This window comes from Herbidospora yilanensis, assembly GCF_001570565.1.
GTDB classification, from domain to species: Bacteria; Actinomycetota; Actinomycetes; order Streptosporangiales; family Streptosporangiaceae; genus Herbidospora; species Herbidospora yilanensis.
In genome coordinates this window covers 148,589-163,809 of record NZ_BBXE01000013.1, presented here as the reverse complement: position 1 = coordinate 163,809, position 15,221 = coordinate 148,589, and the positions used below count along the sequence as shown (strand labels likewise).

Below are 15,221 nucleotides of genomic sequence, written 5' to 3'. Positions count from 1 at the left end.
CGCAAAGGAGCGGATTGACGTGGCTACCGTGCCCAGCGTGTCCTATTCGATCACCGTCCGTCTGGAAGTGCCCGCAGGGGGCAAGGCGGTGAGCCAGCTCACCCATGCGGTCGAGAACGCCGGCGGCGTCGTCACCGCCCTCGACGTGACCAACGCCGGGCATGAGAAGCTGCGCATCGACGTGACCTGCGCCGCCCGTGACACCGACCACGCCCAGGCGATCGTCGACCGCCTGGGCGAGGTCGAAGACGTGGCGATCCACAAGGTCTCCGACCGCACCTTCCTGATGCACCTCGGCGGCAAGATCGAGATGAAGTCGAAGGTGCCGCTGCGCAACCGCGACGAACTCTCGATGGCCTACACGCCGGGTGTCGCCCGGGTGTCGATGGCGATCGCGCGCAACCCCGAAGACGCCCGCCGCCTGACGATCAAACGCAACTCGGTGGCGGTCGTCACCGACGGCTCCGCCGTCCTCGGCCTCGGCAACATCGGCCCCGCCGCCGCCCTCCCCGTGATGGAGGGCAAGGCGGCCCTGTTCAAGCGCTTCGCCGGCATCGACGCGTGGCCGATCTGCCTCGACACCCAGGACGCCGACCAGATCGTCGAGATCGTCCGGGCCATCTCGCCCGGCTTCGGCGGCATCAACCTCGAAGACATCTCGGCGCCCCGCTGCTTCGAGATCGAGCGCCGGCTGCGCGAACTCGTCGACATCCCCGTCTTCCACGACGACCAGCACGGCACCGCGATCGTCGTGCTGGCCGCGCTCACCAACGCGCTTCGGGTCGTGAAGAAGGAACTGCCCGACGTCCGCATCACCCTGGCCGGCGCCGGCGCGGCCGGTACCGCCGTGTTGCGCCTGCTGCTCGCCGCCGGGGCCAGGAACGTCATCGTGTGCGACTACCTCGGCGCCGTCCACCGGGGCCGCGACGACCTCGACGAGTCGCTGCGCTGGATCGCCGAGCACACCAACGCCGAAGGCTACAGCGACGACCTGCGCGGCGCCGTCAAGGGCGCCGACGTGTTCATCGGCGTCTCCGCCCCCGGCATCCTGACCGGCGACGACATCGCGACGATGAACTCCGACGCGGTCGTGTTCGCCCTGGCCAACCCCGAGCCCGAGGTCTCCCCCGACGACGCCCGCGAACACGCGGCGGTCGTGGCGACCGGCCGGTCCGACTACCCCAACCAGATCAACAACGTGCTGGCCTTCCCGGGCGTCTTCCGCGGCCTGCTCGACGCCCAGGCCAACGGCGTCACCCAGGAGATGCTCCTGGCCGCGGCCCGCGCCCTGGCGGCCGTGGTCTCGCCGGAGGAACTCGGCCCCAACTACATCGTGCCCAGTGTGTTCCACCCCGACGTGGCGGGCGCGGTCGCCGCGGCGGTCCGGGAATCGGCGGGCGGCAAGGCCCGTGGCTTCACCGAGGCATAGGCCCGGTACGACTGATCCGGCCCGGCCTGGGTTTCCAGGCCGGGCCGTCCCGGTCTAGCGAGGGGTCACCGGGAAGGTCCGGCGGGGCCAGACACGGGCCAGCCACCAGAAGACGCCGCCCACGATGACCAGGCCGCCCGCCGTGGCGACCTTGCCCCACAGGTCGGCGGGCGGGCCGGTGTAGGGGAGCACGTCGGCGTCGTGCACGCGGTCGCGGTTCCACCAGCCGATGTTCTCGGCCTCGCGCTCGCCCCAGCCGCCGTGATCGGGGCCGTGGTCGTCGTCGCGGTCCCACCAGCCGCCGTGGTGGTCGCCGTGGCGATGGTGGTCGTCGCGGTCCCACCAGTTGTCGGGGTGGTGATGGTGGTCGCGGTCCCACCAGTTGTGCTCCTCGCGGTTCCACCAGCCGCCGTGACCCCAGTCGCCCCGGTCCCGGTCCCGGTCCCACCAGCCGCCGTGGCCGTGGTCGCCGTGGTGGTCCTTGTGGTCGTGGTCCCATTTGCCGAAGTCGAAGAGGCCGCGGTGGCGTTCGCCGCCTTCGCCGTGGTCGCTCTGGTCTTTGTGGTCCTGGTCCCATTTGCCGAAGTCGAAGAGGCCGCGGTGGCGCTCGCCGCCCTCGCCGTGGTCGCTCTGGTGGTCGTCGCGGTCCTGGCTCCACTTGCCGAAGTCGAAGATGCCGTGGTGCACGTCTTCGGGGCCCTGCCGGTCTTCCTTCTGGACGCCGGCCACCCGCGTCGTGGTGGCGGGCCTGCAGGCGTCGACCCAGCGTTCGGAGACCTGTTCGCCGTCGCCGTGGACCTTGAGGCGGGTGCTGCGGGTGATCCGCACCGACTCCTCGACGGTCTCGCCGGCCGCCGACCGGCCGCGGGCGATGACGTCGTCGTCGCGGTAGAGGGTGAACTCGTGGGCGTCGGGACCCGGGTTGGTGATGCTGACCAGCACCTCGCCGGAGTCGCAGTCGATCTTCTCGTACTTCACCTGGAGAGGAGGCGGGGCCGCGGCCGCCTGGCCGGGCAGCAGCAATGCCGCCGCCATCGGTGCGGCGAGCAGCGCGAACGCCCTGCGTGCCGGTGTCGTCTGTCCCACGGGTCCCCCTCGGCCAAGATCCTTCTGGTACGGAGAGTTCCCATGTCCCTCAATTTCGTAACTCAGAGTAACGGTGTGGGGTGACGTGCACGAATCGGCCTTCCTGCCGCATGATGGTGGGTATGGCGGAGTCGATCTACGTCGGTGGGCTGCTGGTGGCGACGCCACTGCTCGACGACCCGAACTTCCGGCGTAGTGTCGTGCTCATCCTGGAGCACGACGAAGACGGCGGCACGCTCGGTGTGGTGATCAACAGGCCCAGCGACATCAGCGTCACGTCGGTACTCCCCACCTGGGATCCTCTGGTGACCGGCCCGTCGGTCCTGTTCGAGGGCGGCCCCGTACAGACCGACAGCGCCCTGGCCCTCGCCGTCGTCATGAGCGGCGCCGAACCCCTCGGCTGGCGCCGCCTCCACACCGGCCGCCGGGGCGTCTCCCGCCTGGGCACCGTCGACCTCGACGCGCCCCCCGAGATCCTGGCGGGCGAGATATCCCAGATGCGGATCTTCGCCGGCTACGCCGGCTGGACGCAGGGACAACTGGCGGGCGAGGTCGCCCAGGGCGCCTGGTACATCGTCGACTCCGAACCGGGCGACACCTTCCACCCCGACCCGTCGTCCCTGTGGCGGACGGTCCTCAGAAGGCAACCGGGCGAACTGGCCTTCGTGGCCAGCTATCCCGACGACCCCTCCCAGAACTGACCGCCGAGCTCGCTCCGCGGCGTTCCGAGCCTGGTGATGTGCGGTGCCGAGCGTGTCGAAGCAGTGCCTGGGCCGAGGGTGGCCCGCCCGCCCCGGGCCGACGCATCATCGCTCACCGGACCGACGTTTCCGGGGTGTCCGCCGGGCCCTGGGGAAAGCCGGCGTCAGTGGTCCCAGCCGGCCACCATCAGCTCGTCGACCAGGGCGAAGGTGTCTTCCAGGCGCCTGCTCATGCCGTCGATGTCGCTCAGCTCCTCGACGGTGCAGTTCTCGAAGCCGACCCTGATCGTGCTGGTGAACGTCGCCGTCACGAACTGGCTGCGCAGGTCGTCGGCCCCCCGTCGCCTGGACACCTCTTCCAGGATCCGCTGTTCGTTGGCCATCATCAGGCGCATCTGGCCCGCGAAGATGGTCGGGGTCGCCTCCACCACCTGCCTGGCCTTGAGGAAACGCTGCTTGTCCTCCGGTTCGCCGTCGCGCAGGAGCGCCACCGCGCCGCGCATGGCCTGGGCGAGTGCCGTAAAGGGGGACTCGGTTCCGGGACGGTCGTGGAGCTCCGATAGAAATACGTCCTGCGCGTCGGTGGCGGGGGCCAGCGCCACGTCCTCCTTCGAGCCGAAGTAGCGGAAGAACGTACGGGGCGACACGTCGACCGCCGCCGCGATCTGGTCGATCGTCGTCGACTCGTAGCCCTGCTCCAGGAACAGGTCGAGGGCCGCGTCGATGAGCGCGACGCGTGTCTTGAGCTTCTTGCGCTCACGCAGACCCACCCCTGTCACCTCCTCGAAACATTCAGTTCACCGTCTGCCAGTTGTCAGGATATGTCAGATAAAACACTTTGTCATCTGTCATGGACTGACATAATCTACGTCGCGTTGACTTTCTATCCGGGGGAGAACCCGTTATGTCACAGACCACCGCCCTGCCGAAGGAGGCGCAAGGCGAAGCCGGCCCAGCTCGGCCGTGGCTGACCCTGCTGGCCGTCTCGCTCGGCGTGATCATGGTGATGCTCGACGGCACCGTCGTCGCCATCGCCAACCCGGTCATCGGGGCCGAACTCCAGGCCTCGCTCGCCGACCTCCAGTGGGTCACCAGCGGATATCTGCTGGCCCTGGCGGTCTTCCTCATCACCGCCGGCAAGCTCGGTGACATCTTCGGGCACAAGCGGGTGTTCCTGATCGGCGTCGTCGGCTTCGCGCTGACCTCGCTGGCGATCGGCCTCACCTCGTCGATCGGCCCCCTGATCGCCTTCCGCGTGCTCCAGGGTCTCTTCGGCGCGCTGCTCCAGCCCGCCGCGCTGGCGCTGCTGCGCATGGCCTTCCCCGGCGACCGCCTGAACATGGCGATGGGCGCCTGGGGCGGCATCATCGGCCTGTCGTCGGCGGCCGGCCCGATCGTGGGCGGCCTGCTGGTCGAGCACGTGAGCTGGCAGTCGGTGTTCTTCATCAACGTGCCGGTCGGCGTCATCGCCCTGGCGGTCGGCTGGTGGGCGCTGAGCGAGAGCAAGGCCAAGTACCTCTCGAAGGTCGACTGGCTGGGCGTCGTGCTGCTGTCGATCATGATGTTCTCGCTGGTCTGGGCGATCATCAAGGCCCCTGAGTGGGGTTGGGGCGACACCGGCACGCTGGTCTCCCTCGCCGTCGCCGTCGTGTTCCTCGCCGCGTTCCTCTGGTGGCAGACCCGGGTCTCCCAGCCGCTGCTGCCGCTGGGCCTGTTCCGCAACGCGTCGTTCTCGGTCGGCACGACGCTGATGATCCTCACCGCGTTCTCGATGTTCGGCGCGATGTTCTTCCTGACCTTCTTCTTCCAGGGCGTGCACGGGTTGTCACCGCTGGAGTCGGGGCTGCGCATGTTGCCGATGAGCGCCGGCATGATCGTCGCCTCGCCGCTGGCCGGGTTCCTGATCGGCAAGCTCGGACCGCGGATCATGATCTCGGGCGGCATGCTCATCACGGCCGTCGCGATGTTCCTGATGTCGCGCCTGTCGATCGAGGCGACGTTCGTCGACAGCGCCATCCCGTTCGTGCTGCTGGCCTTCGGCCTGTCGCCGGTCTTCGTCGGCGCCACCGAGATCATCGTCGGCAACGCCCCCGAGGAGCTGTCGGGCGTCGCGGGCGGCCTCCAGCAGTCGGCCATGCAGGTCGGCGGCGCGCTGGGCACCGCGATCCTCGGCGCGATCGTCGCGGCGAAGGTCTCGTCGGTGTACGAGGGCTACCTCGGCCCCGTCGCCCAGTCGTTCCCCCCGGAGCAGCTCGCGGGCCTCAAGGACGCCGCCTCCTACGGCGCCGCCCCCACCGGCCTGCCCGAGCAGATCGCCGGCGCGGTCACCAACGCCTCGCACCTGTCGTTCATGGACGGCCTCCACCTCGGCTTCGAGGTCAGCGCCGGCGTGGCGGTCTTCGCGGCGGTCATCGCCCTGCTCGTGAGGGCGGGCCGCAAGACCGAGGGCGCCGCGGTGCACATCGGCTGAGAAACCCCCAAACGGTGGCTCCCATCCCTTTTTGGGGTGGGGGCCGCCTGAGTTTGTAGACTCGGTTTCCGTGAGCAGTACGAAGATTCTTCCCGACCAGAAGACCGAGGTCGTCCCGCGCACGTCCCACGGCGGCGACGGCGACCACGAGCGGTTCAGCCACTACGCCGACCGGAACAAGGTCACCGAGAGCTACATCACGGGTGCGCCGGTCCGGGCGATCTGCGGCAAGGTGTGGGTGCCCAGCCGCGACCCGAAGAAGTATCCCGTCTGCCCCGAATGCAAGGAGATCTACGAGGGTCTCCCCAAGGGTGAGTCGGGCGACGACAAGTGACGGGTGTCACTCCACCTTGATCGACTCCGATGCGGCTAGCGTTCGAACTCTGGTCCGGACCGGTCGCATCGGGGGAATCGAATGGCCCGGCGTCTTCTCGCCGTCTCTTTGGCATGCCTTTTTTCGCTGACGGCCCCACCCGCCGAGGGGGCCGATCACCGGCACGCGCATGACCACGACTGCCCCTCGCCCGAGCGCGCCTCCGGCCGCGCCGAGCCCCGGCCGCTGACCGCCACCGAGTTCGCCCAGATGAACGCGGCCCTGCGCAATCACCCCGGGCCGATCCCCGCGACGGTGACCGTGCCGCTGTGGATCCACGTGCTCACCGACGGCCAGACCGGCGCGCCCGACGCGGCCGTCCGCGAGCAGGTGACCGTGCTCAACCGGGCCTACGCCGGCGGCTACGGCGGCGCCGACACGGGTGTGCGGTTCGCGTTGCGCGGCATCACCCGCACCGACAACCGCGACTGGTTCCGCAACCCGCTCGGCCTGGAAGACCCCATGAAGTCCAGCCTGCGCAGGGGCGGCTCGGAGACCCTCAACCTGTACGTCTCCCAGCTCAGCGAACTCGTGCTGGGCTACGCGACCTATCCCAACTGGTACGCCGGCAACCCCGGCCAGGACGGCGTGGTGATCGACTGGCGCACCCTGCCCGGTGGGGCGCTGCGCAACTTCAACTTCGGCTTCACCGGCGTGCACGAGATCGGCCACTGGCTGGGCCTCGTCCACACCTTCGAGAACGGCTGCTCCGAACCGGGCGACTCCGTCGACGACACCCCGTTCCAGGCCACGCCGACCGAGGGTTGCCCCGAGAAGCGCGACTCGTGCACGGCGCCCGGCGAGGACCCCATCCACAACTTCATGGACTACGCCCACGACCGCTGCATGAACCAGTTCACCGCCGGGCAGGGCCTGCGGATGCGGCAGGCGTGGGCGACCTACCGAGGCGGCCTCGCGGGGGCCCAGTCGCGCTCGACCATGGTCTCCGGGCTGCTCGGCACCCAGGCGGGCCAGGCGCCGATCGCGCCCCCTCGGCCCTACACGACGGGGATGGCGACCTCGTTGTTCCTGCCGCGCGGGCGGGGCTGAGCCGTCGCGGCGGCCCTCCCGCGGGGCCGGTGAGCGCCGGACGCGGCGCGGATCGGCGGCGGCGGGCGGGGCCGGGGTGGGCGGAGCCGTAACGGAACGAACGCCTTTCCCCCGATAGCGAAAACGTGATCTTTATTGACGGCTGGGGCTCCGGCGTGACTGACTTGGCGGCATGGACGAGCGGAGGGTCTGGCCGCCCACCGAGCACGCCGACGATCTGCCTCCTTCGGCCCGCTGGTACGGCACGCCCGCTCCACCGCCGCGCCGCATCCCGCGCCGGCTGCGCCGCCTCCTGCTGATCGCGGCCGTGTCCCTGGGCGCCGGTGCGGTCATCGGGGGCATCGTGTTGTTCGTGGTCGGCCGCCCCGCGGCGCCGGTCGAGACGGTGCTGGTCACCGACACGCTGGCCGGGCTCACCTATCCGATCCCGCCCGGCTGGCACGAGGGCGCGCTCGCGCCGGTCACCGGGTTCACCTCGGTCGCAGTCAACGACGACCGCGCGACGGTGATGGCGCGGCCGGGGGAGAAGCTCGACGCGGGCGATCCGCGTCCCGCGCTGCTCAAACTGGCCGAGACCTACTCGCGGTTGCTGCTGCACGGCGACACGGTCGACGTCGTCGAAGACAAGAAGGTCGCGATCGGCGGGCGCACCGGCCACACCCGCGCGGTGCGGGCCGAATACCGCGACGTGGTGAACCAGCCGGCCTTCCTGCGGGTCACCGTGCTCACGGCCGAAGAGGGCCGCAGCGTCGTCCTGCTGGGTCTCGCGCACCCCGACGACCCCGCCTCGCGGCGCGAGATAGACACGATCATGACGAGCGCGCGATAGCACTTACCAGGGACGATGGCGAGGATCTCGCGGCCTCGGCACGTCTTGTCGGTGGGTCCGGCTAGTCTGTGGCCACGTGAGGGGAACCGATAGATACGGCAATGTCCGAGTGACCTGCGGGAGGCGCGCGTGAGCACGTCGGCCGCGTCCCACCTGTCGCCGTCATATCCCGACCGCGCCGCGTGGGGCACCGCCCCGAAGCTGCGCGCGTGGCAGCAGGAGGCGTTCGACCTCTACTTCACCCGCGAGCCACGCGACTTCCTGACGGTCGCGACCCCGGGCGCCGGTAAGACCACCTACGCGCTGCGCATCGCGAGCGAACTGCTGAGCCGGGGCGTCATCAAGGCCGTGACGATCGTCACGCCGACCGAACACCTCAAGCGCCAGTGGGCCGACGCGGCGGGCCGGGTCGGCATCGGCATCGACCCCGAGTTCAAGAACAGCCAGGGCGCCACCTCGCGCGACTACACGGGCGTCGCGGTGACCTACGCCCAGGTCGCGATGCACCCCGCGCTCCACCGCGCCCGCACCGAGGCCCGCAAGACGCTCGTCATCTTCGACGAGATCCACCACGCGGGCGACGCGAAGTCGTGGGGCGACGGCGTGCGCGAGGCGTTCGAGCCGGCCACCCGCCGCCTGCAACTGACCGGCACACCGTTCCGCTCCGACGACAACCCGATCCCGTTCGTCGGCTACACCGAAGACGCCGAGGGCGCGCTGCGCAGCGTCTCCGACTACAGCTACGGCTACGGGCCCGCGCTGGCCGACGGCGTCGTGCGGCCGGTCATCTTCCTCGCCTACAGCGGCGAGATGAAGTGGCGCACCCGCGCAGGCGACGAGATCACCGCCACACTCGGCACCCCGCTGACCAAAGACCAGCTCGGCCAGGCCTGGCGGGCCGCCCTCGACCCGAAGGGCGACTGGATCCGCCAGGTCATCCAGGCCGCCGACCGCCGCCTCACCGAGGTGCGCCGGGGCATGCCCGACGCGGGCGGCCTCATCATCGCCACCGACCACGAGACGGCCCGCGCCTACGCCAAACACCTGCGCGCGGTGACGGGCGAGGGCGCGACGGTCGTGTTGTCCGACGACCCCGGGGCGTCCGCCAAAATCAAGGAGTTCAGCGCGTCGCAGCAGCGCTGGCTCGTCGCGGTCCGCATGGTGTCCGAAGGCGTCGACATCCCGCGGCTGGCCGTCGGCATCTACGCCACCAGCATCTCCACGCCGCTGTTCTTCGCGCAGGCCATCGGGCGTTTCGTGCGCATGCGCAAACGCGGCGAGACGGCGTCGGTGTTCGTCCCGTCGGTGCCGCTGCTGCTCAGCTTCGCCGCCGAGATGGAGGCCGAGCGCGACCACGTCCTCAACCGCAAACGCGACGAAGACGGCCTCGACGACCTGCTCCTGGAGCAGGCCCAGCGCGAGCAGAAACAGCCCGACACACTCGGCGACGAACTGCCCTTCCAGACGCTGGAAGCCTCGGCGACCTTCGACCGGGTTCTCTACGACGGCGGAGAGTTCGGCACGGCCGCCGCGGCCGGTTCCCCCGAAGAAGAAGACTTCCTCGGGCTGCCCGGTCTCCTGGAGCCCGAACAGGTGGCCTCGCTGCTGCGCAAGCGGCAGGCCGACCAGCAGGCGGCCGCCAAGAAGAAGCCGAAGGCCGGGCCGCCGGAGCTGGCCCCCCACGAGCAGATCGCCGAACTGCGCAAGGAGCTCAACGGCCTGGTCGGCGCGTGGAACCACCGGACCGGTCAGCCCCACGGGGTCATCCACGCGGAGCTGCGGCGGTCGTGCGGCGGGCCCGCCATCGCGCAGGCGACGGCCGACCAGATCCGGGAACGCATCGCGATGATCCGGAAATGGGCGGCCGCGCGTAAATGACCCCGAGCCAGGGGAGATCCACGCCGCGGGCTGATCGTCTACGAGCCGTCGTTCTACGAGAAGGCGGTGGCTCACCGGCGGGGGAAGTGGCACGCGCAGCGGGCAGAGGGGGCCGAGACGGTTCTCCTGCTTCGGTCCCTCTGCTCACCGGGCTGCTGCCACCACCGATGTGGTCGAGGGCGGCGCGCTCAGGGGTCGCCGAGGTCGGTGCAGTAGGCGATGGTGGCGTCGTCCGGTCTTGTCCGGTGGCGTGCTTCCGCCTGCCGGACTCGGTCGATGACCGCTGAAGGCCCCTTGGACGCCAACGCGGCGAGGGTCTGCGGCCAGTCGGCGAGACCGAATGGGTGCACGATCCGGCCGGCGCCGTTGCTGAGCAGGGCGGCGGCGGACAGTTCCGTGATGGGGTGGTGTGCGGTGACCGCTTCGTCCGCCGCGCGCGGATCGTCCTTGGCGACCCAGAAGCCGCCCGGCTGATTCCGGTGCGCGCGCAGTTCACCGAGGATGCGGTTGTAGTCGTCGCTCCCTGGTGTGGTGGCCGCCAGCTTGGCTTCGTAGGTGCGGCCGATGGTCGGCTCGCGAAGGTCGGTGGTCACGATCGGCGGGCCGCCGGGCCGGTCGAGGGCGACGACCGCGTCACCCAGAACCAGGTGGTCGAGGACGCCGCCCGACACCCGCACGATGGCCACGGCCGCCGACGGGCTGATGGGGTTCGTCACGTCGCAGGTGTGCCGGTGCACGTCCGTCACCCGCGTGATGGCGTCGGCGAGGAGAGCGGGCAGGCTCGAACGCGGCGTGAGTGACAGCAGGGCGAGGAGGTTGCCGCCCAGCGTGTGGGCATACCAGGCCACTCCGTGCCGGCACGTCGGCTCGGCGCCGGGGATGCCGGCGCCGTCGACCAGGACCGCCGCCGTGGGGACGGCTCCGGTGAAGTCCTCGTTCACGCGGCCGGGTCGTGCCGCGGCGCTCGCCATCGTCACCTTCACGCCACGGTCGCCCTCTCCTTGATGAGAGCGCCGACGCTAACAGTGGTGGCGCGCACCACGTCATGAAGCCCCGACCGGTAAGGCTAGCCGTGGGTGATCGTAGGGATGCGTTTGCCGTTGCGGCCGTCGACCGCGATCCAGTGGTGCCGGGCCAGTCTGCGGGCGACGTCGACGAACGCCGTGCGGCCGTCGATGTTGACCGGGACCACCGACGCCCGGTGGTTTCCGACCAGGGCGCCCTCGTGCACCCACACCCGCAGGCGGTTGCCCTTCTCGCCCAGGACGACCGCCGCCGTGTCGCATTCGCCGACCACGGCGGGCCACAGGATGGTGACGTGGGTGCGGGACAGGCGTACCTCGTCCGGGTGCGGCAGCCGGACCGGACAGGGGGTCTCGGTCGGCGACGGAACCGGGCGGGGAGGCATGACCGCCGCCACGGGCGGCGGCGCGGGGCTGTGCCCGGTGGTGGCGATGAGGATCGTCGCGCCTTCGAGGGCGAGGATCGTCGCGACGGCGCCGAGGCGGTTGCGGAGCGGCTGACCGATCCCGAACAGCAGCCAGACGCAGACAGGCGTCAGCACCAACCACGACACACCAAGAGCAAGAGCAAACATGACCAGCCGCCGACCTAGAGGATATGACGCTAGGTAAGCGTATCCCTACGTTCAGCAATGGCAACTCGAAGCGGAGAACGCCGTCTGCCGTGCTGCCGAGTGCGCAGATCGTCGTTCGATATGCCGAAATTTCGGGCGGCCTCGCCGTCCGCGCCGTCCGCGCCGTCCGCGCCGTCCGCGCCGTCCGAAGCCGACCTCGGTGGGTGTCAGTCCTCGGGGTCGTCCGCCACGATCGGGTGGCCCGTCAGTTCGACCCCCGCCGCCGCCATCTCGGTCATCGCCGCCTCCGTCGTGACCGGCAGCACGCCCGCCGTCAGATCGAGCAGCACCCGCACGTCGAACCCCTGCGCCCGCGCGTCGATCGCCGTGGCCCGTACGCAGTGATCGGTCGCGATCCCGACCACGTCGACCCGGGACACCCCCCGCGACCGCAACCAGGAGGCCAGCTCCACCCCGTCGGAGGAGTGACCCTCGAACCCGCTGTAGGCCGCCGCGTGGGCGCCCTTGCTGAAGATCTCCTCGATGGGCTCGGTGTCGAGGTTCTGGTGGAACTCGGCCCCGGTGGTCCCCACGACGCAGTGGGCCGGCCAGGTCGTCACGTAGTCGGGGGCGGGGGCGAAGTGGGTTCCGGGGTCGACGTGGTAGTCGCGGGTCGCCACGACATGGTCGTAGTCGCCCCGGGCGACGTGCACGCTGATGGCCGCGGCCACGCCCGCGCCGCCGGTCACGGGCAGGCTGCCGCCCTCGCAGAAGTCGTTCTGCACGTCGACGATCACAAGCGCGGTGGTCATACGTCCCAATCTAGGAGATCGCGGGAGACCGGCGTCGTCCTCATGCGCCGCTCTCCCGCGATCAGGAGAAGATACTAGGCACAGCCGGGTCGCCGGGCGAGAGGCTATGGGCGATTTGCGGCAATTCGCGCATCGACTCGTGATGCCTGGCGCGGGCGGCGTCCAGGGGCTCGCGGCCGACGATCTCGCCGCCGACGACCAGCGGGGCCAGCAGCGGGCGGCCGAGGGAGTCGTCGGGGCGGTTGGAGATGATCTCCTCGATGGCGACCCCGTCGTGCAGGGAACGGTAGGCCCACTTGCGGCCGCCCCGGCTGGGCTTGCCCACCGAGGTCTTGGCGACCGGCCTCATGGTCCCGGTCGAGTCCTCGCGGTCGACCAGCTTGTAGACCAGGTTCGCCGTCGGCGCCCCCGAGCCCGTCACCAGCTTCGTGCCCACGCCGTAGCCGTCGACGGGTGCCACGGCCAGGGCGGCGATGGCGTGTTCGTCGAGGTCGCCGGTCACCACGATCCGGGTGCGGTCGGCGCCGAGGGAGTCGAGCTGGCGCCTGACCTCGATGGCGACCACGCCCAGGTCGCCGGAGTCGATCCGGACCGCCCCCAGGTCGCCGCCGGCCAGCTTCACGGCGGTCCGCACGGCCTCCTCCACCGAATAGGTGTCGACGAGCAGGGTCGTCGAGGACCCGAGGGCCTCGAGCTGGGCGCGGAAGGCGGCCTCCTCCGAGTCGTGGAGCAGGGTGAAGGCGTGGGCGCTGGTGCCGGCCGTGGGGATGCCGTACTCCAGGCCCGCCTGGAGGTTGGAGGTGGTCGCGAAGCCGCACAGGTAGGCGGCGCGGGCGGCGGCGACGGCCGCCCTCTCGTGGGTGCGGCGGGAGCCCATCTCGATCAGCGGGCGTCCCTGGGCCGCGCGGGTCATGCGGGAGGCGGCCGAGGCGATGGCGCAGTCGTGGTTCAGGATCGACAGGATCACCGTCTCCAGGACCACCGCCTCGGCGAAGGTGCCTTCGACGACCATGATCGGGGAGCCCGGGAAGTAGGTCTCACCTTCGCGATAGCCGTACACATTCCCGGAGAAACGGAAGTCGGCGAGGAAGGACAGGGTCGGCGGATCGACGACACGTTCGAGAAAAGTCAGCTCCGGCTCGCCGAAGCGGAATGCCTCTATGGCGGAAATCACCCGGTCTGTACCTGCGACGACGCCGTAGCGGCGGCCTGCGGGCAGGCGGCGGGCGAAGACCTCGAACACCGCGCGGCGGTGGGCGGTGCCGCCGGCCAGCGCCGCCCGCAACATGGTCAACTCATACATGTCTGTTAGCAAGGCCGAGCTCATGGACGTTTGCACGAGTCGAGAGTACGACCGCGGTGAGGCAGGATTGGGGATGTGGGTAGCACCGCTCCGATCGAGGTTGAGCGTCCGAAAGCTGACGTTCGCCCAGATTTGCCGTGGGTGACCATCGTCTGGAATGACCCGGTCAACCTCATGTCCTATGTGACCTATGTCTTCCAGAGCGTCTTCGGCTACGCCCGGGAGAAGGCCGAGAAGCTCATGCTCGACGTCCACCACAAGGGCAGGGCCGTCGTGTCGAGCGGCACCCGGGAGGAGATGGAGCGCGACGTCCAGACTCTCCACTCCTACGGCCTCTGGGCCACGCTGCAGAAGGACGGCTGATGGGCCACGGCTTCACGTCGACGCGCGAGGGCGTGTCGGCCCACCTCGACCCGGCCGAGGCCGGCGTGCTCCGGTCGCTGGTGGCCTCGATGGTGCTCGACGTGGTCGAGCCGGGGGAGACCGGCGACGACCCGCTGGAGCGGGCGCTGCGCATCGGGCCCGCCACCGAGCCGACCGACCCGGTGCTGGCCCGCCTGTTCCCCTCGGCCTACGCCGACGACGACGCCGCCTCCGCCGAGTTCCGCCGCTACACCGAGGGCGACCTGCGCGACGCCAAGCGGGCCGACGCGCTCACGCTGATCGAGACCGCCGCGGCCGGCCGGGTGACCTTGACCACCGAAGAGGCCCAGGCCTGGTTGCGCGCCCTCAACGACCTCCGGCTGGTGCTGGGTGTACGCCTGGAGGTCACCGAGGAGATCCGCGAGGAGATGGCCGAGATGGGCGACGACGACCCCCGCTACCCGGCCTTCGTCACCTACGAATGGCTGACCTACCTGCAGGACACCCTCGTCCAGGCCCTTTGGTAGGTTCGCGACCATGCTGACGATCTCGCGCGAACTGGTCGACCGGATCATCGCCCACGCCACGGCCGACCATCCCGACGAGGCCTGCGGCGTCATCGCCGGACGGGGCGGGGTGCCCGAGCGGTTCGTCCCGATGGAGAACGCCGAGCGGTCCCCCACGTTCTACCGGTTCGACTCGATGGAGCAGTTCCGCGTCTGGCGTGAGATGGACGACAACGACGAAGAGCCCGTCGTGATCTACCACTCCCACACGGCCACCGAGGCCTACCCCTCGCGCACCGACGTGTCCTACGCTTCGGAGCCCCATGCCCACTACGTCCTCTACTCCACCGCGCTCGCCCAGTTCCGGTCGTTCCGGATCGTCGACGGCGTGATCGAGGAGGAGGACGTAAAGATCCTGGAACCGGGCGTTTAAAATGGACGACATGTCCCTGGGCGTGCAACCGTACCTCTTCGCGCACTCTCCTTCCGTCGTGGTCTACGACTGTCATTGACGTTCACATTTCCCCGTACACCACAGACCTGAAGACAAAGAAGAGAGAACGAGACATGGCCATCGAGGTCCGCATCCCGACCATCCTGCGCACCTACACCGACGGCGCCAAGGCCGTCGACGCCTCCGGCGCCACGATCGAAGAGCTGATCGGCGACCTGGAGGCCCGTCACCCGGGGATCAAGGCCCGGCTGGTCGAGAACGACAAGCTCCGCCGGTTCGTGAACGTCTACCTCAACGACGAGGACGTCCGGTTCCTCGGCGGGCTCGGCACCCCCGTCTCCGACGGCGACACGGTCACCGTGCTGCCCGCCGTCGCCGGTGGCTGATCACC

17 protein-coding genes are annotated in these 15,221 nt (G+C 70.0%); 11 read left to right on the top strand and 6 right to left on the bottom strand.

Translation table 11 applies throughout. The features are described from left to right. Positions 1 to 19 precede the first annotated feature (19 nt). Positions 20 to 1,429 carry an NAD-dependent malic enzyme gene (locus AW273_RS00860; RefSeq protein WP_062344196.1) on the top strand — a complete coding sequence of 470 codons (1,410 nt, stop codon included), beginning with the start codon at positions 20 to 22 and terminating at the stop codon, positions 1,427 to 1,429. Between the two features lie 54 nt (positions 1,430 to 1,483). Here AW273_RS00860 and AW273_RS00855 read toward each other — a convergent pair whose 3' ends face one another. Continuing rightward, a complete protein-coding gene (locus AW273_RS00855) occupies positions 1,484 to 2,515 on the bottom strand; it encodes a hypothetical protein (protein WP_157555504.1) in 1,032 nt (343 codons plus the stop codon). Positions 2,516 to 2,637: 122 nt separating this feature from the next. Here AW273_RS00855 and AW273_RS00850 point away from each other — a divergent pair, with 122 nt between their 5' ends. Beyond that, positions 2,638 to 3,216 (top strand): YqgE/AlgH family protein, encoded by a 579-nt coding sequence (locus tag AW273_RS00850; protein ID WP_030455566.1) that lies wholly within the window; start codon positions 2,638 to 2,640, stop codon positions 3,214 to 3,216. Positions 3,217 to 3,380: 164 nt separating this feature from the next. Here the strand turns inward: AW273_RS00850 and AW273_RS00845 are convergent, their stop codons facing one another. After that, positions 3,381 to 3,986, bottom strand: coding sequence for a TetR/AcrR family transcriptional regulator (locus AW273_RS00845; RefSeq protein ID WP_062344191.1), 606 nt, complete (start codon positions 3,984 to 3,986; stop codon positions 3,381 to 3,383). A gap of 134 nt (positions 3,987 to 4,120) precedes the next feature. Here AW273_RS00845 and AW273_RS00840 point away from each other — a divergent pair, with 134 nt between their 5' ends. The 5 genes from AW273_RS00840 (at position 4,121) to AW273_RS00820 (ending at position 9,816) form a co-directional block, all read left to right on the top strand. Further along, positions 4,121 to 5,686, top strand: a complete 1,566-nt coding sequence (locus tag AW273_RS00840) for a DHA2 family efflux MFS transporter permease subunit (protein WP_062344189.1) — start codon at positions 4,121 to 4,123, stop codon at positions 5,684 to 5,686. A gap of 70 nt (positions 5,687 to 5,756) precedes the next feature. Then, complete coding sequence (locus AW273_RS00835; protein ID WP_030455569.1) at positions 5,757 to 6,020, top strand: DUF3039 domain-containing protein; 264 nt, start codon at positions 5,757 to 5,759, stop codon at positions 6,018 to 6,020. Positions 6,021 to 6,101: 81 nt separating this feature from the next. Then, positions 6,102 to 7,109, top strand: coding sequence for a zinc metalloprotease (locus AW273_RS00830; RefSeq protein WP_083949415.1), 1,008 nt, complete (start codon positions 6,102 to 6,104; stop codon positions 7,107 to 7,109). Between the two features lie 172 nt (positions 7,110 to 7,281). Beyond that, positions 7,282 to 7,938 (top strand): hypothetical protein, encoded by a 657-nt coding sequence (locus tag AW273_RS00825; RefSeq protein ID WP_062344186.1) that lies wholly within the window; start codon positions 7,282 to 7,284, stop codon positions 7,936 to 7,938. A gap of 129 nt (positions 7,939 to 8,067) precedes the next feature. After that, complete coding sequence (locus AW273_RS00820) at positions 8,068 to 9,816, top strand: DEAD/DEAH box helicase (RefSeq protein WP_083949414.1); 1,749 nt, start codon at positions 8,068 to 8,070, stop codon at positions 9,814 to 9,816. A gap of 188 nt (positions 9,817 to 10,004) precedes the next feature. On the opposite strand, the gene AW273_RS00815 is transcribed toward AW273_RS00820, so the two are convergent. The 4 genes from AW273_RS00815 to AW273_RS00800 form a co-directional block, all read right to left on the bottom strand. After that, a complete protein-coding gene (locus tag AW273_RS00815) occupies positions 10,005 to 10,799 on the bottom strand; it encodes an integrase (RefSeq protein ID WP_198167952.1) in 795 nt (264 codons plus the stop codon). A gap of 83 nt (positions 10,800 to 10,882) precedes the next feature. Continuing rightward, complete coding sequence (locus AW273_RS00810; RefSeq protein WP_157555503.1) at positions 10,883 to 11,380, bottom strand: hypothetical protein; 498 nt, start codon at positions 11,378 to 11,380, stop codon at positions 10,883 to 10,885. A gap of 239 nt (positions 11,381 to 11,619) precedes the next feature. After that, a complete protein-coding gene (locus AW273_RS00805) occupies positions 11,620 to 12,204 on the bottom strand; it encodes an isochorismatase family protein (protein ID WP_062344182.1) in 585 nt (194 codons plus the stop codon). 61 nt (positions 12,205 to 12,265) lie between these two features. Then, positions 12,266 to 13,543 (bottom strand): nicotinate phosphoribosyltransferase, encoded by a 1,278-nt coding sequence (locus AW273_RS00800; protein WP_439648614.1) that lies wholly within the window; start codon positions 13,541 to 13,543, stop codon positions 12,266 to 12,268. A gap of 39 nt (positions 13,544 to 13,582) precedes the next feature. On the opposite strand from AW273_RS00800, the gene clpS reads away from it, so the two are divergent. From clpS to AW273_RS00780, 4 genes are all read left to right on the top strand, one after another. Next, positions 13,583 to 13,870, top strand: coding sequence for an ATP-dependent Clp protease adapter ClpS (gene clpS, locus AW273_RS00795; RefSeq protein ID WP_034385731.1), 288 nt, complete (start codon positions 13,583 to 13,585; stop codon positions 13,868 to 13,870). Further along, positions 13,870 to 14,397 carry a DUF2017 domain-containing protein gene (locus AW273_RS00790; RefSeq protein WP_062344178.1) on the top strand — a complete coding sequence of 176 codons (528 nt, stop codon included), beginning with the start codon at positions 13,870 to 13,872 and terminating at the stop codon, positions 14,395 to 14,397. Before clpS ends, AW273_RS00790 begins: the two co-directional genes overlap by 1 nt. 10 nt (positions 14,398 to 14,407) lie before the next feature. Continuing rightward, complete coding sequence (locus AW273_RS00785) at positions 14,408 to 14,809, top strand: M67 family metallopeptidase (protein WP_062344176.1); 402 nt, start codon at positions 14,408 to 14,410, stop codon at positions 14,807 to 14,809. Between the two features lie 134 nt (positions 14,810 to 14,943). Further along, a complete protein-coding gene (locus AW273_RS00780; RefSeq protein WP_030455581.1) occupies positions 14,944 to 15,216 on the top strand; it encodes a MoaD/ThiS family protein in 273 nt (90 codons plus the stop codon). Positions 15,217 to 15,221: the final 5 nt, after the last annotated feature.

Excerpts from the sequence above, each read along its gene's own strand:
- AW273_RS00780 (WP_030455581.1), top strand. The coding sequence starts at position 14,944 with ATGGCCATCGAGGTCCGCATCCCGACCATCCTGCGCACCTACACCGAC.
- AW273_RS00830 (WP_083949415.1), top strand. The coding sequence starts at position 6,102 with ATGGCCCGGCGTCTTCTCGCCGTCTCTTTGGCATGCCTTTTTTCGCTG.
- AW273_RS00850 (WP_030455566.1), top strand. The coding sequence starts at position 2,638 with ATGGCGGAGTCGATCTACGTCGGTGGGCTGCTGGTGGCGACGCCACTG.
- AW273_RS00840 (WP_062344189.1), top strand. The coding sequence starts at position 4,121 with ATGTCACAGACCACCGCCCTGCCGAAGGAGGCGCAAGGCGAAGCCGGC.
- AW273_RS00805 (WP_062344182.1), bottom strand. The coding sequence starts at position 12,204 with ATGACCACCGCGCTTGTGATCGTCGACGTGCAGAACGACTTCTGCGAG.
- AW273_RS00825 (WP_062344186.1), top strand. The coding sequence starts at position 7,282 with ATGGACGAGCGGAGGGTCTGGCCGCCCACCGAGCACGCCGACGATCTG.
- AW273_RS00790 (WP_062344178.1), top strand. The coding sequence starts at position 13,870 with ATGGGCCACGGCTTCACGTCGACGCGCGAGGGCGTGTCGGCCCACCTC.
- AW273_RS00785 (WP_062344176.1), top strand. The coding sequence starts at position 14,408 with ATGCTGACGATCTCGCGCGAACTGGTCGACCGGATCATCGCCCACGCC.